The sequence below is a fragment of the Dokdonella aquatica genome (genome assembly GCF_051987395.1).
In the GTDB taxonomy this organism is placed as follows: domain Bacteria; phylum Pseudomonadota; class Gammaproteobacteria; order Xanthomonadales; family Rhodanobacteraceae; genus Dokdonella.
This window is the reverse complement of record NZ_CP197094.1, coordinates 306,084-328,285: the sequence shown is the minus strand read 5'-3', so window position 1 is coordinate 328,285 and position 22,202 is coordinate 306,084. Positions and strand designations below refer to the sequence as shown.

At 66.5% G+C, this 22,202-nt stretch carries 15 protein-coding genes; 9 read left to right on the top strand and 6 right to left on the bottom strand.

The window, feature by feature from the left end; genetic code table 11:
• Positions 1-97: 97 nt before the first annotated feature.
• The 3 genes from lipB to ACQQ2N_RS01345 all read left to right on the top strand — a co-directional run bounded on the left by lipB (position 98) and on the right by ACQQ2N_RS01345 (position 4,309).
• Positions 98-778 carry a lipoyl(octanoyl) transferase LipB gene (lipB, locus tag ACQQ2N_RS01355; protein ID WP_440223875.1) on the top strand — a complete coding sequence of 227 codons (681 nt, stop codon included), beginning with the start codon at positions 98-100 and terminating at the stop codon, positions 776-778.
• Positions 775-1,755, top strand: a complete 981-nt coding sequence (gene lipA / locus ACQQ2N_RS01350) for a lipoyl synthase (RefSeq protein WP_440223874.1) — start codon at positions 775-777, stop codon at positions 1,753-1,755. The genes lipB and lipA overlap by 4 nt, the downstream gene beginning before the upstream one ends.
• 286 nt (positions 1,756-2,041) lie before the next feature.
• The gene (locus tag ACQQ2N_RS01345) at positions 2,042-4,309 is read left to right on the top strand and encodes a carboxy terminal-processing peptidase (RefSeq protein WP_440223873.1); all 2,268 of its coding nucleotides are present in this window, start codon (positions 2,042-2,044) and stop codon (positions 4,307-4,309) included.
• 724 nt (positions 4,310-5,033) lie between these two features.
• Here ACQQ2N_RS01345 and ACQQ2N_RS01340 read toward each other — a convergent pair.
• The 4 genes from ACQQ2N_RS01340 to ACQQ2N_RS01325 all read right to left on the bottom strand — a co-directional run bounded on the left by ACQQ2N_RS01340 (position 5,034) and on the right by ACQQ2N_RS01325 (position 10,800).
• Positions 5,034-6,416: a leucyl aminopeptidase family protein gene (locus ACQQ2N_RS01340; RefSeq protein WP_440223872.1), complete on the bottom strand. Its 1,383-nt coding sequence runs from the start codon at positions 6,414-6,416 to the stop codon at positions 5,034-5,036.
• 28 nt (positions 6,417-6,444) lie between these two features.
• Positions 6,445-7,140: an HAD family hydrolase gene (locus ACQQ2N_RS01335; protein ID WP_440223871.1), complete on the bottom strand. Its 696-nt coding sequence runs from the start codon at positions 7,138-7,140 to the stop codon at positions 6,445-6,447.
• A gap of 14 nt (positions 7,141-7,154) precedes the next feature.
• A complete protein-coding gene (locus tag ACQQ2N_RS01330; RefSeq protein ID WP_440223870.1) occupies positions 7,155-8,357 on the bottom strand; it encodes a substrate-binding domain-containing protein in 1,203 nt (400 codons plus the stop codon).
• Between the two features lie 1,030 nt (positions 8,358-9,387).
• Positions 9,388-10,800 carry a Do family serine endopeptidase gene (locus tag ACQQ2N_RS01325; RefSeq protein WP_440223869.1) on the bottom strand — a complete coding sequence of 471 codons (1,413 nt, stop codon included), beginning with the start codon at positions 10,798-10,800 and terminating at the stop codon, positions 9,388-9,390.
• A 1,060-nt stretch (positions 10,801-11,860) separates the two neighbouring features.
• Here ACQQ2N_RS01325 and ACQQ2N_RS01320 point away from each other — a divergent pair.
• The 5 genes from ACQQ2N_RS01320 (at position 11,861) to ACQQ2N_RS01300 (ending at position 17,517) form a co-directional block, all read left to right on the top strand.
• Complete coding sequence (locus ACQQ2N_RS01320; RefSeq protein ID WP_440223868.1) at positions 11,861-14,008, top strand: adenosylcobalamin-dependent ribonucleoside-diphosphate reductase; 2,148 nt, start codon at positions 11,861-11,863, stop codon at positions 14,006-14,008.
• A gap of 81 nt (positions 14,009-14,089) precedes the next feature.
• Positions 14,090-14,779: a hypothetical protein gene (locus tag ACQQ2N_RS01315; protein ID WP_440223867.1), complete on the top strand. Its 690-nt coding sequence runs from the start codon at positions 14,090-14,092 to the stop codon at positions 14,777-14,779.
• A gap of 214 nt (positions 14,780-14,993) precedes the next feature.
• Complete coding sequence (locus ACQQ2N_RS01310; RefSeq protein WP_440223866.1) at positions 14,994-15,821, top strand: TSCPD domain-containing protein; 828 nt, start codon at positions 14,994-14,996, stop codon at positions 15,819-15,821.
• A gap of 33 nt (positions 15,822-15,854) precedes the next feature.
• Positions 15,855-17,078 (top strand): hypothetical protein, encoded by a 1,224-nt coding sequence (locus tag ACQQ2N_RS01305; RefSeq protein ID WP_440223865.1) that lies wholly within the window; start codon positions 15,855-15,857, stop codon positions 17,076-17,078.
• Between the two features lie 40 nt (positions 17,079-17,118).
• Entirely contained in the window at positions 17,119-17,517 is a 399-nt protein-coding gene (locus ACQQ2N_RS01300; protein WP_440223864.1) for a hypothetical protein, read from the top strand.
• A gap of 613 nt (positions 17,518-18,130) precedes the next feature.
• Here ACQQ2N_RS01300 and ACQQ2N_RS01295 read toward each other — a convergent pair.
• Positions 18,131-18,634 carry a hypothetical protein gene (locus tag ACQQ2N_RS01295; RefSeq protein ID WP_440223863.1) on the bottom strand — a complete coding sequence of 168 codons (504 nt, stop codon included), beginning with the start codon at positions 18,632-18,634 and terminating at the stop codon, positions 18,131-18,133.
• A 199-nt stretch (positions 18,635-18,833) separates the two neighbouring features.
• Positions 18,834-20,339 (bottom strand): choice-of-anchor Q domain-containing protein, encoded by a 1,506-nt coding sequence (locus ACQQ2N_RS01290; RefSeq protein WP_440223861.1) that lies wholly within the window; start codon positions 20,337-20,339, stop codon positions 18,834-18,836.
• 233 nt (positions 20,340-20,572) lie between these two features.
• On the opposite strand from ACQQ2N_RS01290, the gene ACQQ2N_RS01285 reads away from it, so the two are divergent.
• Complete coding sequence (locus ACQQ2N_RS01285; protein ID WP_440223860.1) at positions 20,573-22,093, top strand: hypothetical protein; 1,521 nt, start codon at positions 20,573-20,575, stop codon at positions 22,091-22,093.
• Positions 22,094-22,202 lie beyond the last annotated feature (109 nt).

Sequence of the window (22,202 nt, the reverse complement as noted above, 5' to 3'; positions counted from 1 at the left end):
TCGATGTTTGTCGCGAGTCTATCAATGTGGCCCTGAGCATGGCCGTCGCCGCCCACGGGCGCTTGCGAACCGCCCCGAAACCCCCATCATCGGCACGATGAAGAATCCCCTGCTCGTGCGCCGCCTCGGTCGGCAGCCCTACGCGCGGACGCGCGAGGCGATGAGTGCGTTCACCGACGCGCGCGGTCCCGACACGCCCGACGAGCTGTGGATCCTCGATCACGATCCCGTGTTCACGCTCGGCCAGGCCGGCAAGCCCGAGCACGTGCTCGCGCCGGGGGACATTCCGGTCGTGCGCACCGAACGTGGCGGGCAGGTGACCTACCACGGGCCCGGGCAGATCGTCGGCTACCCGCTGCTCGACCTGCGCCGCCTCGGCATCGGCGTGCGCGAGCTCGTCGACCGCATCGAGCAGGCCCTCATCGACACGCTCGAGCACTGGAACATCGTCGCGGTACGCCGCGAGGGCGCGCCGGGCGTCTACGTGGCCGGCGCCAAGGTCGCCGCGCTCGGCCTGCGCGTGCGCCGCGGCTGTACGTTCCACGGCCTCGCGTTCAACGTCGACATGGACCTCGAGCCGTTCCACCGCATCAATCCCTGCGGCTACGCGGGCCTGCAGGTGACCCAGGTGCTAGACTTGGGAGGTCCGGGTTCGGTCGCGGCGGTCGAGGATGTCCTGATCGCCGAGCTGGCCCGCCAGTTCGGCCTCGAGGTGCGCGCCGCGCCGCCCGAGCTGCCCGTTTCCGATACCCCCGCGGATCCCGCACACGCCGCATGAACGCTCCGACCAAGACGATTCCGCTCACCGTCGTCGCCGGCGACAAGCAGCTCGGCGAGGACAAGATCGCGCGCAACCGCGCCGGTTTCACCGAGGCGCCCGCGCTGCGCAAGCCGTCGTGGATCCGCGTGCGCATCCCGCCCGGCAACGCGGTCGCGAACCTCAAGTCGAAGCTGCGCGAGAACCGCCTCGTCACGGTCTGCGAGGAGGCGTCCTGCCCGAACATCCACGAGTGCTTCAGCAAGGGCACCGCGACGTTCATGGTGCTCGGCGAGGTCTGCACGCGGCGCTGCTCGTTCTGCGACGTCGCCCACGGCCGCCCGAACGCGCCCGATCCGCTCGAGCCGGCCAAGCTCGCCGGCACGATCCGCGACATGCGTCTTCGCTATGTGGTCATCACCTCGGTCGATCGCGACGACCTGCGCGACGGTGGCGCGAGTCATTTCGCGGCCTGCATCCGCGCGGTGCGCTTCGAGAACCCGGACATCCGCATCGAAATCCTGACCCCGGATTTCCGCGGCAAGGGCCGCATGGACCGTGCGCTCGAAGCGCTCGCGGCCTATCCGCCCGACGTGTTCAACCACAACATCGAGACGGTGCCGGACCTGTACCCGACCGTGCGCCCGGGGGCCGACTACGCGTGGTCGCTCGAGCTGCTGCGCCGCTTCAAGCAGCAGCACCCCGGTATCCCGACCAAGTCCGGCATCATGCTCGGCCTCGGCGAGACGCTCGAGCAGGTCCACCAGACCCTGCGCGACCTGCGCGCGCACGATGTCGACATGGTCACGATCGGCCAGTACCTGCAGCCGACCGCGCACCACCATCCCGTGCTGCGCTACTGGACGCCCGAGGAATTCACCTCGCTCGCCGCGTTCGGCGAAGCGCTCGGTTTCGATCACGTGGCCTCGGGCCCGATGGTGCGCTCGTCCTACCACGCCGACGAAATGGCCCACGCCGCAGGCTACGTCGCCGCCTGATCGTCGCGCGTCTTGCACAGCGCGAACTCCGCCCGCAGATCGGGGTCCGAGACCAGCCTTTTCGCATGTTCCGCGGGGAGGTTCGGTTCCCGTTGGGCAACCCTCCCGCAGGATCCGTGGCCACGGTGGCGAAAGCGCCGACCGGGTCGTGGTTTCCCGCGCCGGAGCCCGTCCGGGGCCGTGTAGTATGGTCGGCGAGCGCGCCGTGACAGCAAAGCGCGCCGCTTGACGTCTGTCGCAATGGCTGGCTGCGGAACGTTCCGCGCCGCCCCGTCTGGAGAGCTCCATGCGTCGCATCGCCCTCACCACCGCCCTCGTCAGCCTGCTCGCCGGCTCGGTCGCCGCCGCGCCGACCACGTCGGACGATGCCACCTCGGTCGTCCTCAAGCCGACCGCCGACCAGACCGAGGCCGCGCTGTGGGCGACGCGCTTCCTGTCGCGCTTCCATTACAAGCCGGTGCCGCTCGACGACGCGATGTCGGTCAAGATCTTCGACGGCTACCTCGACGGCCTCGACGGCGAACACCTGTTCTTCACCCAGGCCGACGTGGACTCCTTCTCGAGCGCGCGCACCAAGCTCGACGACGCGATCTTCGAGCGCGATCTCTCCGCGCCGTTCGCGATCTTCAACCTCTACCAGCAGCGTGTCGGCGAGCGCCTCGCCTACTCGCGCGAACTGCTCGCCAAGCCGTTCGATTTCTCGGTCGACGAGAAGTACGACTACGACCGCTCCAAGGCCGCGTGGCCGAAGGACAAGGCCGAGCTCGACGACCTGTGGCGCAAGCGCGTCAAGAACGACTGGCTGCGCCTCAAGCTCGCCAACAAGGCCGACAAGGACATCCGCGACACGCTCGACAAGCGCTACTCGAACTACCTCGGCCGCATCCGCCAGCTCAACGGCGAGGACGTGTTCCAGACGTTCATGAACGCGTACGCGACCGCGATCGAGCCGCACACCAACTACCTCGGCCCGCGCGCCTCGGCCAACTTCGACATCGCGATGAAGCTCTCGCTCGAGGGTATCGGTGCGGTGCTGCAGCGCCAGGAGGAGTACACGGCGATCCGCGAGATCATCCCGGGCGGCCCCGCCGCGATCTCGGGCAAGCTCAAGGCCGGTGACCGCGTCGTCGGCGTCGGCCAAGGCGATTCGGGCCCGATCACCGACGTGATCGGCTGGCGCCTCGACGACGTCGTCGAGAAGATCCGCGGCCAGAAAGGCACCGTCGTGCGCATCGAGATCCTGCCGGAAGAGGCGGGTCCGGACGGCAAGCACGAGATCCTCACGCTGACCCGCAACAAGGTCAACGTCGAGGAATCGGCCGCGAAGAAATCGATCATCGAGGTCAAGAACGGCGACGCGACGCGCAAGGTCGGCGTCATCACGCTGCCGACGTTCTACCAGGATTTCGAGGCACGCCGCCGCGGTGACGCCAACTACCGCAGCGCCACGCGCGACGTCGAGCGCCTGATCGGCGAGCTGCGGTCCGAAGGCGCCGAGGCGCTGCTGGTCGACCTGCGCAACAACGGCGGCGGCTCGCTCGACGAGGCCACCGATCTCACGGGTCTCTTCATCGACAAGGGCCCGGTCGTGCAGATCCGCGATGCGAGCGGTCGTGTCGAGGAAAAGGCCGACCGCCGCGCCGGCACGTCGTGGGACGGCCCGCTCGCGGTGCTCGTCAACCGTGCCTCGGCGTCGGCGTCGGAGATCTTCGCCGCGGCGATCCAGGACTACGGTCGCGGCGTCGTCATGGGCGAACCCACGTTCGGCAAGGGCACGGTGCAGAACCTGCTCAGCATGGACGACATGGCACGCAACGAGACGCCGACGTTCGGCGACCTCAAGATGACCGTGCAGCAGTTCTTCCGCATCGACGGTGGCTCCACGCAGTTGCGTGGCGTGGTCCCCGACATCGCGTTCCCGACCAGCGTCGGCAGCGCCGACTACGGCGAGTCGAGCTACGACAACGCGCTGCCGTGGACGTCGATCCCGCGTGCCGACTACAAGCGCGTCGCTGACCTGTCCCCGATGATCCCGATGCTCGCCACGCGCCACGAGACGCGCACGGCCAAGAGCACCGAGTGGAAGAACCTCGTCGCCGACATCGAGGAGGCGAAGAAGCTGCGCGAGGAGAAGTCGATCTCGCTCAACGAGACGGTCCGCGCCAAGGAGCGCGACGACCAGGAAGCCAAGCGCAAGGCACGCGAGACGCTCGCGGGCACGGCATTCCCGGAAACGGATCCCTCGATGAAGGCCAAGGCGACGATCACTCAGGAGGGCAAGACGCCGCGCGACATTCCGAATCCCGCCGACAAGACGGTCACGATCGACGCCGACGGCGAGAAGTCCTCTCCGGAGACCGACGACGGCCTCATGGCCGACGAGCGCAGCGTCAGCAGCGACCTCAAGCGCGAGAAGGAGCGCAAGGCACGCCCGGACGTCTACCTGACGGAAGCCGCGAACATCCTCGCCGACGAAGTCGAGCTGCTGCGCACCGACACCAAGCTCGCCGCCCGCACGCAGCACCCGGACGACAAGAACGCCGCGCTCGATTGAGCGCGGTGGGTGGGGGCTGCACGCATCGGCAAGGTACGCGCAAGCCCCTCGCACGCCTTTCTTCCGCCGTCATTCCGGCGGCTCTCAACAGCCGAATGGCTGGTCAAGCCGGAGGCGCTTCACAACAGCGCGAAGCGCTGGTCATCCCCTTGGGCGTTGGAGCGGAGCGTCGACCCTGTCGACGTTGAGGGGCGGCTGGGGGGGCGCAGAACTCTTTCTCGCCCCTTGCACCAGGTCCGGCGCAGGTTCCTTGATGCGAAGCTTGAGGGGATCCCGGCTTCCGCCGGGATGACGGTGTTGTGATTTGGAAGTCCGGTGTACGGGTGAGCCCCATGATCCGGACGCACGATGCTCCGCGACACGACTGTCGAAGCAACCTCCGGCCATTTACCAACGTCATTCCGGCGAAAGCCGGAATCCACTTGGGCGTCTGCTCGGAGTATCGACTCGTCGGGTTCTCAGGCCTCGATCTCGGAACAAACCGCTCGTCGTCTCATCCAGTCAGGTCAGATCCTCATGCGAAGCTTGTGGTGGTAACCAGCGCTTCGCGCTGTTGCGAAACGCTGGTTATCCCTCAAACCTCGGATTGGAACGCCAATATCGACAGCACTCTCGGCTCGGCGCTGACCGTCCAGCCATGGCGGCTCGACGATGCATGGTGTCCACGTGCCCGAGCGTTTGACGCAGAGCCGTCAGGCGACCTGACTGGAGCGTCGTCGAAGCCTCACCCCCCGAACCGCGCCCGCAGGAACTCCAGGTACGCGCGCAGCCCCTGCGCCTCGCCGCCGCGCGGGCGGCCGGGCTTGTCGGCGTCGTTCCAGGAATAGACGTCCAGATGCGCCCACGCGGTGCCGTCCGGCACGAAGCGTTCGAGGAACAGCGCGGCCGTGACGGCACCGGCGTGGCGCGACGGGCCCGCGTTGGCGAGGTCTGCCACGTGCGAATCGAGCATGGTCAGGTACGGACGCCACAGCGGCATGCGCCACAGCGGGTCCTGCGTCGCGTTGCCGGCGTGGATGAGCGCGTCGGCGACCTCGTCGCGGTTGGCGAACAGCGCGGGCAGGTCGGGGCCGAGCGCGACGCGCGCGGCGCCGGTCAGCGTCGCGAAATCGAGGATCAGGTCCGGCGACAGCTCGCCCGCGTACGCGAGCGCGTCGCACAGCACGAGGCGGCCTTCGGCATCGGTGTTGTCGATCTCGACGCTGTAGCCGCCACGCGTGGCGATGACCTCGCCGGGACGGAACGCATCGCCCGAGATCGCGTTCTCGACGGCCGGAATCAGCAGCGTGAGGCGCACCGGCAGCTTCGCCGCGAGCACGAGTCCGGCGAGCGCGATCGCGTGCGCGGCGCCGCCCATGTCCTTCTTCATCCAGCGCATGCCGTCGGCCGGCTTGATGTCGAGGCCGCCCGTGTCGAAGCACACGCCCTTGCCGACGATGACGAGGTGCGGCAGGCCCGGCGCGCCGTGCGACAGCATCGCCAGGCGCGGCGCACGTGCCGCGGTCGCCGCACGGCCGACCGCGTGGATGGTCGGGAAGCGGTGCTCGAGCAGCGCGTCGCCGACCCATTCGCGGTACTCGGCATCGTGCGCGACGGCGAGCTTGCGCACCTCGGCGGCGAGTTCGGCGGGGCCCATGTCCTGGGTCGGCGTGTTGATGAGGTCGCGCACCTGGTAGGCGGCCGCGGCGAGATCCTGCACGCGCGTGGCATCGGCGGCGTCGACGACGAGCCGCGCCGGCGCGCGCGTGGCGCGGCGGTAGCGCGTGAAGCGGTACGCGCCGAGTGCCCATCCGAGTGCGACCTGCGCGCGGTCGAGCGCGAGTTCGCGCAGGTCGAGCACGTAGTCGCCGGCCGGCAGGCGCTGCGGCAGCGAGGCGAACGCGAACAGGCCCGCCGAGATCGCGCAGCCCGCAAGGATGCAGCGCACGCCGCCCTCGGCGTCGGGGATCGCGACGAAGCGGCCGTTCTCGCCGGCGAAGTCGTTGCGCGCGCACCACTCGCGCACGTGGCCGCCTAGCGCGGACACCGCGGCGTCGAACGTGGCCGTGGTCACCGCGACGAGCGTCGTCGGCGTCGTGGCGGCATCCGCCGTGATCCATGCATCCATCGGGACGTCTACCTCGGGAAAGGGGGTGTCAGGCGGCGCGCGCGTGCGCGCCGATCCAGTCGGCGAGTTCGGCGAGGTCGCGCACCTCGAGATCGGGCGCGTCGTCGCCCTGCCAGGTCGCGCCGACGCGGTTGATCCAGGCCGTGCGCATGCCGGCCGCGCGTGCGCCGGCCACATCGGTGACCGGATCGTCGCCGACATGCAGCACGTGTGCGGGATCGATCGCGAGACGCTCGCAGGCGTGCGCGAAGATCGCGCGCCCCGGCTTGGCCACGCCGACGTCGGCCGCGCAGACGCTGAAGCGGAAATGCCCGTCGAGGCCGATGCGCGCGATGTCGGCCGTGCCGTTGGTGATCGCGATCAGCGGCACGTGGCCGGCCATCGCGGCGAGTGCGGGCAGCGTGTCGGCGTAGCACTCGACCTCGTTGCGCAGGCGCACGTAGACGGCGTAGGTCGTCTCGACCCAGTCCTCGCCCATGCCGAACGGCGCGAACGCGCGACGCAGCGTCAGGCGGCGCTGTGCACCGAAGTCGTGGGCGATCTCGGGATGTGCCGCGGCGACCTCGTCACGCAGCGCACGCAAGGCCTCGATCGGCCAGGCGCGCGCCACCTCGGGACAGTGCTCGTGCAGCCACGCGTCGACGCTGCGCTCGACGTGCGCGAGCACCGGTTCGATCGGCCACAGCGTGTCGTCGAGGTCGAGCGAGATCGCGCGGATGTCCATGCTCCGCGCCGGCCTCAGGGGTTGTGCGTGGTCGGCTCGTCGCCCTTGGCCTTGGCGGCTTCGGCCTGGCGCACGGCCTGGCGCGCCTGCTGGGTCGATTCGGCGCCCGGTGCCTCGGCGATGCGCGACTGCAGCGTCGCGCGCGGTGCAGCGATCGACGGACGTGCCATCGCCGCGATGTCGGCCGGCGTCACGCTCTCGATGTGCGCGTCGACGAAGGCGAGGCGCTGGGTGTCGCGCGTGGCGACGTCACCCGCCTCCACGTACGGCACGAGCTGGTGCTTGCGCATCGTCGCGAGTGCGGTCGGCGAATTGAGGTAGCGCACGAATGACTCGATGCCGGCCATGTTCGGGCTCTGCTCGCGGTGCACGACGTAGAGCGTGTTGAACAGCGGGTAGGTGCCGTCGGCCACGCGCGCGGTCGACGGCGCGATGCCTTCGACGGCGAGCATCTTCACGCCCTTGTTCGCATACACGTTCGACAGGCTCGACAGGCCGAGGCCGTTCGGATCGATCGCGATGCCTTCCTCGAGCTTGCTCGTGTTGAGGTAGAGGCGCGGCACGCCGACGCGCTGGTCGCCGCGCTTGTAGAGCATGTGACGGAAGCTGAACTCGAGGCCGTCGAGCGGGGCGGCGATCGAGTACAGGTTGATCGGTGCATCGGCGCCGCCGAGTTCCTTCCAGTTCTTGATGCGGCCGAGGTAGAGCTGGCGCAGCTGGGCGAGCGTGATCGAGCTGACCGGGTTGCGCGGATGCGTGATCGGCACGATCGCGTCGAGCGCGACCGGCTGGAACACGAGCTCGCGCTCCTCGTCGCGCTTCTCGTGCATCGGGCGCGCGCTGCCGGCGATGTCGGCCTGGCCCGCGATCACCGCGTCGATGCCAGAGACCGTGCTGAACGGCACCACGGTGAGCTCGCCCTTGTGCTCGGTCTCGTACGGCTTGACCAGATCGAACACGAAGCCGCGCGCGGAGATGATGTCGCCACGCCACGCGACGCGCGTCTCGGGCACGAAGTTCTTCTTCGCCGTGGCCTTGCCGGCCGGCTTGGCGGCGGGCTTCGCAGCCGGCTTCGCCGCAGCGGGCTTGGCGGCAGGTGCAGCCGCCGGCTTCGGCGCGGCCGGAGCCTGCGCGGCAGCCGGGGAAAGCAGGGATAGCGACGACACGGCGAGAGCCGCCGCGAACAGCGGGGACAGCGCGAAACGGGACAACGACATGGGCGATTCGACAGGCAGTGCGCTGGTCAGCGGGGGCGCAACTTTACCATGCGGCGCGCGGGGTTACTGAACGCGCCGGGGGTCTTTGCAGGCGTTTGCGCGGCGACCCCGGGTGTCCTCCGGCCTCGCTCCGACACACGGATCCTCAAGCATCGTCATCCCGCCGCAGGCCGGAGGCGCTTCACAGCAGCGCGAAGCGCTGGTCATCCAGAGTCTCGGAGTTTTCTCCGCACCGTGATGCGCGCGGTCCGAAGGCGCTGGATCCCGGCCTGCGCCGGGATGACGTCTCTATGGAGCGGTGTTCCGAGTGGTGTCGTTTGAAACCCGCTCGACGGATTGCGTCTTCTCAATGGATTGAGTCTTGATGGGAGAGTGCGACGCGTCGATGGTCTTCAAGCAACGACTCAGGGATCGGCCGCTACGGCGGAGCCATCTGTGCCCGTTCTGCTCTACCGTCATTTCTCGCGCAACCGTCGCTTCAAGCAGAGGCGTCGTCACGTGGACGCGAAGTACGCCGAAACCAGACACCGTCATCCCGGCGTAGGCCGGGATCCAGCGTCTTGGAGCTTTTGTCCGTATCGTGATGCGTGCGGTCCGAAGGCGCTGGATGACCAGCGCTTGGCGTTATCGTGAAGCACCTCGGGCCAAGGCGATGCGCGCTCGAACAAGACACCGTCATCCCGGCGGAAGCCGGGATCCCATTAAGCGCCGCATCGCACGCGCAGCTCCGGACGCCAGTACAGTCGTCGATGGATGTCGTGTCATGTCTCGAAATCTCGACATGTCCATCGATGCTTAAGGGGATCCCGGCTTCCGCCGGGATGACGTTGCATAGGGGGCGATGTCGGTAAGTAGTACAGGGAGGCAGGGCTTCCTCAGCGGATTCGGCCGTCACGAGAGCGCGCGGCACATCGATGGTGCTTAGCTACCTGCTCGGCTGTCGAAAGCCGCCAGGATGACGAAGCCATGGAGCGACATCCGACATGACCCACGGCGAAACCCGCCCAACGGATTCCGCCGCGCGCCTCATTCATTGCACAAGCAGGTAGAACGCGTTCTGTCCGCGCACCACGGTCAGCAGCAGCTGGCGCGGCTGGCGGCTCAGCAGCGTGGCGATGTCGTCGGTGCCGCCGACGTCGCGCTGGTTCACGCCGACGATGATGTCGCCCGCACGCAGGCCCGCGGCATACGCGCGGCTGTCGCGTGCGACGTCCTTCACCTGTGCGCCGGTGATGTTGCCGCGGCGCGCGTTGTCGGGCAGGTCGCTGAGCTGCACGCCGGCGAGGCGCGGATCGAGGTCGTTGCCGCGCGCGGTCTGCACCTGCGTCACACGCAGCGTCGCGGTCACCTCGACCGGCTTGCCGTCGCGCAGCAGGCCGAGTTTCACGGCCGATCCCACCGCGGTGAGGCCCTCGAGGTTGTGCAGTTCCTGGCGCGAGTTGATCGTGCGGCCGTTGAAGCTGCGCACGACGTCGCCCGGGCGCAGGCCGGCATCGGCGCCCGGCGTGCCGGCGCGCACGCGCGTCACCACCACGCCGCGGCTCGCCTCGATCGACAGCATCCGCGCGAGCTCGGGCGTGAGGTCCTGCGTGTCGACGCCGAGCGCGCCGCGGCGCACTTCGCCGGTCTCGACGAGCTGGCGCATCACGTCGCGCGCGAGGTCGCTCGGGATCGCGAAGCCGATGCCGACGTTGCCGCCCGACGGCGAGAAGATCATCGAGTTGATGCCGACCAGTTCGCCGCGCAGGTTCACGAGCGCGCCGCCCGAATTGCCCGGGTTGATCGAGGCATCGGTCTGGATGAAGTTCTGCACGCCACGGCCGACGCCGATGCGCTCGAGCGCCGAGACGATGCCCGAGGTGACCGTCTGGCCGAGGCCGAACGGGTTGCCGACCGCGACGACGAAATCGCCGACGCGCAGGTTCTTCGATTCCGCGAGCGGCAGCGCCTGCAGGTTGGTCGCCTCGATCTGCAGCACGGTGAGGTCGGTCTCGGGATCCGAGCCGATCACCTTGGCCTTGAGCGTGCGCTCGTCGTGCAGGGTCACGTCGATGTCGTCGGCGCCCTGGGTGACGTGGTTGTTGGTGAGCACGTAGCCCTTCGCCGCGTCGACGATCACGCCCGAGCCGAGCGAGGTCTGCACGCGCTCGCGCGGCTGGTTCGGCGTGCCGAAGAAGCGCCGGAACACGGGATCGTCGAAGAACGGATCGCGCACCTGCACGGTGGTCTTGGTGTTGATGTTGACGACCGCCGGCGTCACGCGATCGATCATCGGCGCGAGCGACGGCATCGGTTGGCCGTCCACGCTCGCCGGCAACGCCGCCGAGGCCGGCGCGACCACATGGTCGAGCAGCGGCCGCGCATCGTCGCGCCACGCCGAGAACGCCACACCCGCCGCGACCGCGACGGCTCCCCACAGCAACGACCTGCCGACGATGCCCATCGAAACTCCTGCAATGACGTGAAGACTTGAGCGGATCATGGCGCCTCGCGGATCGACTCCCAACCCGCGCACCATGGCGGAGCGCTCTGACCACCACGCGGTCGGCGGGTTCCATGCGTAGGGAAGGGAGCGGAAAGCTGGGCTTCAGGTGGAGCCGCTGCCATTGATCGAACAGGCGGGTGCAGTAAGTGACGACATCCAGACACGAGAAATCGTCATCCCGGCGGAAGCCGGGATCCCCTCAAGCGATGATCGGCAAGTGAGAGCACGGATCTGACGTGACGTCTTCGAAGCCTCATCGCACATCTCAGCGTCGCCTTGCGATGCGGCGCCCAAGGGGATCCCGGCTTCCGCCGGGATGACGACCAGTTGGACGACCTACAGATGCATGAGATCGTCATCCCGGCGGCTCTCAACAGCCGAATGGCTGGTCAGGCGGGGATCCAGCTCCTTCGCCTGCTCCAGCGAGGGTAAGTGCAGAGGCACTGGATCCCGGCCTGCGCCGGGATGACTAAGACGAGAGCGATGACCCATCGCCACCGCCGTCCCCTTACGTGCACGTCATGCTGTCTTACGCGTACCTCACGCAGCGTAGCCCTCACCCACTCACGCACCGCCTCGCACCCACCCTCACGCCCACCCATGAGCCACCCCCGCATCCCTTCACGCCATACCTGCATCGGCGTCCGACACCACACCCCATCACCACCCACACACCTCTTCATCCACCACGCGCGCGAAACGCCGAAACGCGTCGCGGCAGGCCATCCTGAACACCGCACTGAACGAGTCGGACCGCATTCACGAAACCGTCTTCGCGGCGCTTTACATCTCACCGCGAGCGGCGTAGTTTCGCCCGGCGGACCACCACAAGATGTTGTGCCTCGGGGGCGAGGGGAAGACTACAGCTTGGGATCGATTCGAACGTCCTGCGCCTCTGGCGCGGCGTTTTCCCTCGGTCTTTCCCTCCCGTAACACGCAACACGGCGGTCACGTGCAACACGAACATCCCACCGGGGACACGGCCCCGGCACAAGAACAGAAGGAGGGAACACCCGAGATGAGCACGGTGCGTCTGGAAGGACTCGCGCGCGGCGCGGTCGAGATACCGCTGCAACCGGCCTCGGCCGATATCTGGGACAAGAAGTACCGTCTGAAGTCGAAGCAGGGCACCGCGATCGACACCACGATCGACCACACCTGGCAGCGCGTCGCGCGCGCCCTGGCCGACGTGGAGACCACGGACGAGAAGCGCACCTACTGGTACGAGCGTTTCCTGTGGGCGCTGCGCCGCGGTGCGATCCCCGCCGGCCGCATCACCTCCAACGCCGGCGCGGCCGAGCACAAGCCGAAGACCTCGACGATCAACTGCACCGTCTCGGGCACGATCGAGGATTCGATGCACAACATCCTCGAGAAGGTCCACGAGGCCGGCCTCACGCTCAAGTCCGGCTGCGGCATCGGCTACGAGTTCTCGACGCTGCGCCCGCGCGGCGCGTACGTGTCGGGCGCCGGCGCGTACACGTCGGGTCCGCTGTCCTTCATGGATATCTACGACAAGATGTGCTTCACCGTCTCGTCCGCCGGCGGTCGCCGCGGCGCGCAGATGGGCACGTTCGATGTCTCGCATCCGGACGTGAAGGAGTTCATCCGCGCCAAGCGCGAGGATGGCCGCCTGCGCCAGTTCAACCTCTCGCTGCTGATCACCGACGGTTTCATGCAGGCCGTCGCCGACGACGCCGACTGGCCGCTCGTGTTCCCGGTGCACGTGAAGGAGCAGCACGAGATCGACCTCGCCGACGCCGACAAGGTGGTCTGGCGCGACTGGCCGACCCACAAGAACTACGTGGTGCGCGACGACGGCCTCGTCGCGTGCAAGGTGTACGGCGAGATCCGCGCCCGCCACCTGTGGGACATGATCATGGTCTCGACGTACGACTTCGCCGAGCCCGGCTTCATCCTGATCGACCGCGTCAACGAGATGAACAACAACTGGTGGTGCGAGAACATCCGCGCCACCAACCCGTGTGGCGAGCAGCCGCTGCCGCCGTACGGCTCGTGCCTGCTCGGCTCGATCAACCTCACCACGTTCGTGCGCGATCCGTTCGGCCCGAAGGCGCGCTTCGACTGGGAGGAGTACAAGGAGGTCGTGCGCGTGTTCACGCGCATGCTCGACAACGTCGTCGAGATCAACGGCCTGCCGCTCGAGCAGCAGCGCAACGAGATCCTCTCCAAGCGCCGCCACGGCATGGGCTTCCTCGGCCTCGGCAGCACGGTCACGATGCTCAAGATGCGCTACGGCTCGGAAGCGGCCTGCCGCTTCACCGAGGACGTCTCGCGCGAGATGGCCGTGGCCGGCTGGGAAGTCGCGCTGAGCCTGGCCAAGGAGAAGGGCCCCGCGCCCGTGCTCGCCGAGGAGATCGCGGTCACCGCCGAGATGCTGCGCAAGCGCCCCGAGATGGCCACCGACGGCTGGAAGGTCGGCGATGCGATCCCCGCGCGCGTGCTGCACGCCAAGTACTCGCGCTACATGCAGCGCATCGCCAGCGTCGCGCCCGAGCTCGTCGCCGAGCTTGCCGAGGTCGGCGCGCGCTTCACGCACCACACCTCGATCGCGCCGACCGGCACGATCTCGCTGTCGCTCGCCAACAACGCCTCCAACGGCATCGAGCCGAGCTTCGCGCACCACTACAGCCGCAACGTGATCCGCGAGGGCAAGAAGTCCAAGGAGAAGGTCGAGGTCTACAGCTACGAGCTGCTCGCCTACCGCGAACTCATCAACGGCCGCGCGATGCCGTTCTCGGACAAGGCCGAGGAGAAGCTCCCCGAGTACTTCGTCGCCGCCGACGACATCAGCCCGAAGGAGCACGTCGACATCCAGGCCGCCTCGCAGAAGTGGATCGACTCGTCCATTTCCAAGACCGCCAACGTGCCGACGGATTACCCGTACGAGGACTTCAAGGACATCTACCGCTACGCCCACGAGCAGGGCCTCAAGGGCTGCACGACGTTCCGTTTCAATCCGGCGGCCTTCCAAGGCGTGCTCGTGAAGGAGCATGATCTCGAGAACACCACCTACCGCTTCGAACTCGAGGACGGCAGCGTGGTGGAGGTCAAGGGCAACGAACAGATCGAGTACGATGGCGAGGTCCACACCGCAGCGAATCTCTTCGATGCGTTGAAGGAAGGCTATTACGGCAAGTTCTGAGGGTGCGGACGCGGCGTCGACGACGCTGCCACGCGCGATGTTCGACCACCACCGGCAACCACTGATCAAGCGGAGAGGCACATGAGCAACGAAAGTACGTTGGGTGACATCAAGGAAGGCCTGTCGACGGCCGGTGGCGCGATCAGCGACGCCGGCAGCGCCGTGGCCACGTTCGTGACCAGCGTCGCGACCGACGCGAAGGACGCCGCGGTCTCCGCGGGCCAGAAGGTCGCCGACACGGTCAAGAAGGCGCGCAAGCAGGCCGCGCGCACCGTCCGCACGGTCGCCGCCAAGGTGAAGCCGAAGGTCGCCGCGGTCGAGGCCAAGGCTGCCGCCGTGGTCGAGAGCGCGAAGAAGACCGTCAAGAAGGTCACCGCCAAGAAGCCTGCCGCGAAGAAGCCGGCGGCTGCGAAGAAGCCCGCGCCGGCCAAGACCACCGCGAAGAAGGCGGTGAAGAAGGCATCGAAGAAGGTCGCCAAGAAGGTGGCCGTCGCGAAGAAGGCTGCGAAGAAAGTCGCGAAGAAGGTCGCCAAGAAGGCCGTCGTCGCGAAGAAGGCCGTGAAGAAGGCGACCAAGAAGGTCGCGAAGAAAGCCGCTCCCGCGAAGAAGGCCACCAGGAAGGCCGTGAAGAAGGTCGCCAAGAAGGCGGCTGTCGCGAAGAAGGCCGTCAAGAAGGCTGCCGTGAAGAAGGCGCCGGCCAAGAAGTCGCCCGCGAAGAAGGTCGCGAAGAAGGTCGCGAAGAAGGCCGCCGCCAAGAAGGCGCGCCGCTGATCGACCGCCTTCCCGGCCCGTGAGGGCAGGGAAGGCAGCGTGACACGCGATACCCGCGCGGACCGGTGCACGCCACCGGTCCGCACGGTTCCCGGCCCGGCCGGGACGATTCCACCGCCCCGCCGCATTCCGGCCCGGCATCCATCACCTGGTCATCCCGCCCTGCGATCCGCGCCCGACGGGAGGCCGCATCGACCCGCAGGAGCACGCCGGCATGGCGATCAAGATCACGAAGAAGATCAAGGGCTATTCCGTCGGCAAGCCCGATGACGCCACGGCCGCAGCGGCCGCCGCCAAGCCCGCCGCGCAGGAAGCCCCCGCGCCCGCCAGCGCCGAAGTCATCCACATGCACGAGCAGATCGAGCGCCCCGAGGTGCTCGTCGGTGCGACCTACAAGATCAAGTCGCCGCTGTTCGAGCACGCGCTCTACGTCACCATCAACGACATCGTGCTCAACCAGGGCACCGAGCACGAGCTGCGCCGTCCGTTCGAGGTGTTCATCAACTCCAAGAACATGGACCACTTCCAGTGGATCGTGGCCCTCACGCGCATCATGTCCGCGGTATTCCGCAAGGGCGGCGACGTGACCTTCCTCGTGGAGGAACTCAAGGCCGTGTTCGATCCGCGTGGCGGCTACTTCAAGGCCGGCGGCGTCTACATGCCGAGCATCGTCGCCGAGCTCGGCGCGGTGATCGAGCAGCACATGAAGCTCATCGGCCTCCTGCACGATCCCGAACTCGATGCGAGCGCGAAGAAGCTCATCGCCGAGAAGCGCGCCGAGTACGAAGCCCGCTCAAAAAAAAATAGTGGCGTGACCGAAGCCGCTCCGGCGGCCGCGTCACCCTCCGAAGACCCGTCATCCCGGCGCACGCCGGGATCCAGCGCCTCGACGTCCTCCGCCGCAACGGCCGAAAGCACCGACACCTCCACCGGCTCCTTCCCGCCCGGCGCCACCCTCTGCCACAAGTGCAACACGACCGCGACCATCGTCATGGACGGATGCGCGACGTGTTTGAATTGTGGGTATTCGAAGTGTGGGTGATGGGGAACAGGGGCTAAAGCATTGTTCCTGTAATTGAGCGATCTTCAGGGGGAAGGGATGTCTCGCTGGACTGAGCAATTCAAGAGTCACCAGATTCACAACGATTATGTTCACTTGCAGAGTATATTGGCTGATATTTCAGCCAATGATCTGCCTAAGGCGGAAGAGATGGCCCGCCTGAAAAAAGTTGTCGATTTCGTGGCGAGTTCAATTGACGCTATGGACCCCGAGATCGGTGGTTACCAAGCGCTTAATTCAATGCATAGCTACGTCCAAAGCGTCATATCCGAGATCGGTAGCTATTCATCAGATGGTGCGTTGGGTCATTTGCAGAATGCCAATTCGCAGTTCGATGCGATAGTATCTATTTTGGTTCAGGCGCCCTTGGTCGTGTACGGCAATTCAAAGGCGCAGTTGACTCGCGCGGTAACGGCTTATTCGGAGTCAATGCATGATTCAGCCGAAAGTTTTGAGAAAAGTCTTTCTGATGTAAAAGATGGCATAGTTGAAGGCTACCGTGCTCTTGATGAGCTGCATGAATCTGCCGTCGCGACTCAGGATAAGTTGGACGGTCGCATATCAAGTATGGAGGCCGAGCTTCCGAAGTTGCTTGCTGTTTTCAACGCTAACTTCCAGCAAAGCGAAAAGGATCGGTCGGATAAATTTGAGACGTGGACTGCCGACTTTCAGGAGAAGTTGGACCGCCAATTTGTGTCCGCGGAGAAAAAGTTTGTTGCCGGCGAGGTGGTCATGGGCGAGCATCTGGATAACGCTGCGAAGGTGCTCGGGGCGGTCTTGGACACAGGTCAGGCTGGCGCTTACGCCATGTACGCTAATGAAGAACGAAAGAGCGCGAATGGATATCGCATTTCTGCGATTGTTCTAATGGGGCTGGCTGCTATGGTGCTTTTTATGCCTGAGCTTTTCCGTGCAGTTAAATCTGTGGCGGAACATTCCATTGATTGGCAGGCGGCGCTGTCAAGACTCCCGTTCTCGTTGGTGCTATTTGCTCCCGCTTTGTACATGGCGAGAGAATCGTCTAGACATCGCAGTAACGAGGTTGTCAATCGTAGGCGGCAGCACATTCTTACGACAATCGGCCCATACCTCGCCTTGCTCGATCCTAAAAAAGCCGAAGATATTAAGGTGGATGTCGCGAAAAGTATATTCCGGGATGAGGTCGGTGCTGTAGAAGAGTCTGGTGCAGATGCGGCTGGCTTCTTCTCTAAATTGATAGATGTCGTCTCCAAGAAATAGTTTCGATTTCGGCTGATTAGGGCGGTCAAGAAGGGCGCTTATGCATATAAGCAACTTGATGTTGCATCTAGCTCTTTCTGTTCACATCGGCACTCTGGGTGAGGCTGCTTCACTGGAAGGTCAATGGCTCGTCGACCTCTCCACCGACCCCGCCAAGCCCTACACCCAGCCCATGCAGCTGACGCTGCAACCCGACGGCACCGTCGTCGGCAGCTTCTACCAGAGCACGATTGAGGCGGGTCGCTGGAAGCAGGATCGCGGTCGTCTCTGCTCGAGCTTCCGCACGACCGACGGGCAGGGGCCGTATCACACGGCGGTATGCCTGCAGGGCGATGAAGCGGTCGGCCAGACCTGGGCCGAACACCGCAACTTCCTGTTCAACTGGGTTGCCAAGCGCGCTCCAGCGCCGGCCGCGGAGTCGAGTACTTCAAAGCCGTGATCCCGATAGGCGTCACGGGCGATCGTCAGACACGCGTCTACAAGGCCACCGACAAGATCATCCCGGCGTCCTGGCCGCGGGTTCACGGATGAAGTGTTTAGCACTGGCCTCGTGCTTCCTGTTGTCCGCCCGTTGCGCGTCGACGCGGCTTGCGCACGATCCGTGGTGCCTCGAGATCGCGGCGTTCGCCAACAGAGTCGCGCCCAACGAGACGCGTGCCGTCGAACTCGGAAATCTCTGGGGTTCGTCTGAGCAGTTCCGCGACACGCTCTAGTCGAAGCAATGCGGTAGCGACGGGTACGAGCCCGGTCGTCGGCTGTGTGCTTATCTGCTCGAGAACTGTTCCAGCGAATTCGCAGACCTCAACTTCCGTCGTTCGCTCGCGTGCTTGACTTGCACGCCCTGGCGCACGACGAAGGCCGTCATCTACGAGCGACTCGACGCGGAGGTGCTCGCGTTCGGCGGCGCGGGCATCGATGACGATGTCGAAATGAAGCTCACGCTCCGGTACGGCGATGAGCGCGAACCCAGCCGACTCGTGATCAGGGCGCATCGCCATCAGGACTGACGCGAACCTCATGTCGGTCAGCCCTGGCGTTGCCTGGTTACGCCGCTACCGTGCAGTGCATGCAGGTGGAACGCATCGGCGAACAACATACTCCAGCGCCGCAGCCATGATGAACATGAGTAGTGCGACGACGTAGGCCGTACGGTAGTCGGAGGACCAAGAATTCCTGATGTCGTCGTGCGTGCGGACGGGGCCGAGCTTCGACTCGACTTCGTACACTTGGTAGAACGGTTCTCCTGCAGGAGGCCTTTGGGGCTCATTCGGCACGAGCACAGTGACGGGGTTCATCTCCCTGGTCCGTAGCGTGGCTACTACGGAGTTCAGTTCGCCACCCTTGCTGGCGTAGAAGAAGGTGCGGCCGTCGCCCTTCAGTCCGAACTCCATGCCATAACGGTCACGGCGTACCCACTCGGCGGTACCTGTTACGGAAGAAAGAACACTACGGTCTGGAAATGACGAGGGGCCGCTTACGGCAATATAGAGGACGATGCCCCCGCCGATCAGGGTGACCAGCGCAAGAGAGCGCAGAAACAGGACATCGATCTGCAACGGTCCCTCCCTGTCGACCTGATGCCGCGGCAAGCTGCGCCGCAAGTGGTAGAGCATCGTTCAAGTGCAAGAATACTCGCCCGGCATGCACGTGCGCATCCGTGATGATGCGCAGTCCGGTTCTCGTGTCACGTGCCGGCACGAGGTGGCATCGCGGCTCATGTCGTGAAGCGGTCGCCCCGATACGCGCTCGCAGCCCTCAGGACTCGAACCCGTTCGCGAACAGCCGGTCACTCGCATCCGCCTCCACCGCGCCCACGTCGCAACGCACACCGCCGGGTCGCGCGTAGCCACGCTGGTCCTTGGGCAGACATTGCGGCGTGCTGCCGCGATCGATGGAGACGCTGCCGGTAGCGGGGAGTCGGGTCGGCGTCGGGCCGCCGTTGTCGGCGAGGGCGCCGAGGGCGAGGCTTGTGGTGCTTACGTTGACGCGGTTGGTCTCGGGATCGAGCCCGCAGGTGTCGCCGCCGCTCTCGATATTGCCGGCCTGGTTCTGCAGCACGATCGCGTTCATGCCGCATGTGCCCTGCACGATCGAGTTGGAGAGGGAGAGCGCGACGCCGTTGCCGTGGCCGCCGAGGACGGTGCCGACGATGCCGACCGGCGCGAACGCGGGCCGCGCGAGGGTGACGTGCGTGAGGATCAGCTGCGCGCCGGCACCGTTGCGGAAGCCGATCGCGCCGCCGCGCGCGCCGTCGCCAGCGGCGGCGACCGAGAATGTATTGCCTGAGAACGTGCTGTTGCGGATGCGCAGGATGGCCTCGTCCTCGAGCACGATCGCGCCGCCCGCGTTGCCGTTGACGCTGTTGTTGACGAAGGTCGATCCACTGATGTTCCACTCCGCGTCGGAGGCCACGTACAGCGCACGCACGGTGTTGTTCTCGAACAGGCTGTCCTCGATGGTCATCAGGGCCGTGCTCTCGGTGCGGATCGGCCCGATGTTGTCGATGTAGTGCACGCGGCGCAGCGTCATCACGCTGGGGCCGACGCCTTGCAGCCAGAATTCGGTATGCGTGATCGTCGAATCCTCCATCAGCAGCGTGCCGCGAATCACGCTCGCCTGCGGGGGATAGGTGTTGTCCGGATCAATCGAGCCGTCCAGGAGAACGCGTCGCATCGTCAACTGCGAGGTGCCACCGCCTTGCATGACGAAGTCACGCATCGCGCTGTCCTCGACCAGGGTATCGCCATAGTTGGCGTAGAGCTTGGTGCGTATTTCGCTGCGTCGGATCCGCGTCGTGCCGCAGACGGTGATGCTGCCTCTCACGATGACGACATCGTCGATCGACACCGGAACGCCCTGATAGCCGTCATGGCAGCCGTCGACGGCGCCGCCGGCCACGTCCAGCGTCATGCCGATCGCGGTCAGCTCACCGCCGGCGGCCGTGCGGAAGATCTTCGTGGACGCCTCGTCGAGCACGATGCGCGTGGAGCCCGAGCCGGCGCCTTGCACGCGCAGCTTCTGCGCGACGGCCACGAGGCTGCCGCGCGTGAGGACGATCGAACCGGACGGCACGGTGATCACATCAACCTCGCCCGCAGGATCGTTCACAGCGGCGGCGTCCATCGCTTCGCGCAGCGAGCAGTCGCCGGGCACGCAGGCGCCGGGCGCGGGATCGTCGATGCGAGTCACCTGGAAGGTGGCCGCCTGCGCGTCCAGCGCGAGCATGGCGAGAAACAGGCCGACGACGACGTGACGAAGCATGCGCGTTCTCCACTCCGGCAACGCGCCGGGTCCGCTCATGCCACGACATCGCGCGGCATCACGGGCCATGCGCGATGGCGCGGCAGTGTGATGGCCTCCCGTCGCACCCGCTTCCGTGGCGTCCGAAGTCCGCGCTCGCGCGCGTTCGCCGCTCCCGCATTGCCTCGCCTGAGGTCGTGCGCCGCGTCGTGAACGCCCACGCGATCGCCCTTCACGTCGCCGGGGAGCCTGCCATGTCCGCCCATCGCCTGATCCGCGCGCTCGCCGCGCTGTCCGTGTGCACCGCCACAGCGGCGGCTCACGCGGCTACGTTCACCGTCACGACCGCGGCCGACACCGGCGCCGGATCGCTGCGCGCGGCGATCACGAGCGCCAACGCGGCGGCCGGTACCGACACGATCGTGTTCGCGATCCCCGGCAGCGGCCCTCACACGATCACGCTCGCCTCGACGCTGCCGTTCATCAGCGGCGTGCTGACGATCGATGGCTACTCGCAGCTCGGCAGCGTGCAGAACACGCGCTCCCCGGATCAGGGCGGGCTCGATACGGTGCTCGCGATCGAGATCACGGCGACCACGGCCACGACCAACGGCTTCATGCTGCAAGCGAATGCCGACCTGACGGTGCAAGGCCTCGCGATGCGCGGCCTGCAGAACGCGATCCTCGGCAACACCGGCAACGCGGATGCCTCGCGCATCACCGTACATGGCAGCTACATCGGCACGACGATCGACGGCAGTGCAGCAGGCGCCAACGGTGGCTGCGCGATCCGCTCGGGATTCTCGGCGCTGCGGGTCGGCGGCGTGTTGCCATGGCAGCGCAACCTGCTGTCCGGAAGTGCGTGTGGCGTGATGATCGGCGGCGAGGCGACGGTGCAAGGCAATCTGATCGGCACCGACGCGGGCGGCACGCTCGCGATCCCGAACGGCCTGTCCGGCAACTGGGCCGGCATCATCCTCGCCAGCCGTCGCAACGTACGCATCGGCGGTGTCGATCCGGCGGCCCGCAATGTGATCTCGGGCAACCAACCCTGGGGCATCGCGATCTGGCCGAACTTCGGCACCGGTGCGTCGGTGCCGATCGAGAACGTCGAGGTGTTCGGCAACTTCATCGGCACCGATTGGACCGGCACGCAGCCGTTGCCGAACGGCTTCCCATCGCCCTCCGCCGCGCTGTTCGGCGGCGGTGTCCAGGTGCAGGCCGCCAGCATCGCCTCTGCTTTCCCGCTCGGCGGCTTCGGTGCGGGCGAGGCCAACCTCATCGCGTACAACCGTGGTGGCGGCATCATCGCGGCCAACCAGGCGCTCGCGCACGTCGACAACCGCGGCAACGTGATCCACCACAACCGTGCCAGCGGCCGCACCAACGTCGACCTCGCCGGCGACGGCCGCACCGCGAACGACGCGAACGACGCCGACACCGGCCCGAACAACACGCAAAACTTCCCCGAGATCGTCTCCGCGACCCGCACCGGCAACCAGCTCACGATCACCTACCGCGTCGACACCGCGCCCGCCAACGCGACCTACCCGCTGCGCATCGATGTCTACGACAGCCTGCTCGGCGGCAGCGGCGACCTGATCGGCCAGGACAGCTACCCGCTCGCCTCCGCGCAGGCCGACCGCACGGTCACCCTCACGCTGCCCACCGGCGCACGCGGCATCCCGTTCGTCACCACCGCCACGGATGCCAACGGCTACAGCAGCGAGTTTTCGCCCGCGTATGACGTGCTGTTCGAGGATGATTTCGACTGACCGAGGCAGTACCTCATCGGTCGATCGCACCACCGGGAGACGGCGTGCACCGGTGCGATCGGCGGTGGCACGGCGAGACCCGCATGGACCGTATCGCGAGCAGTCCGGG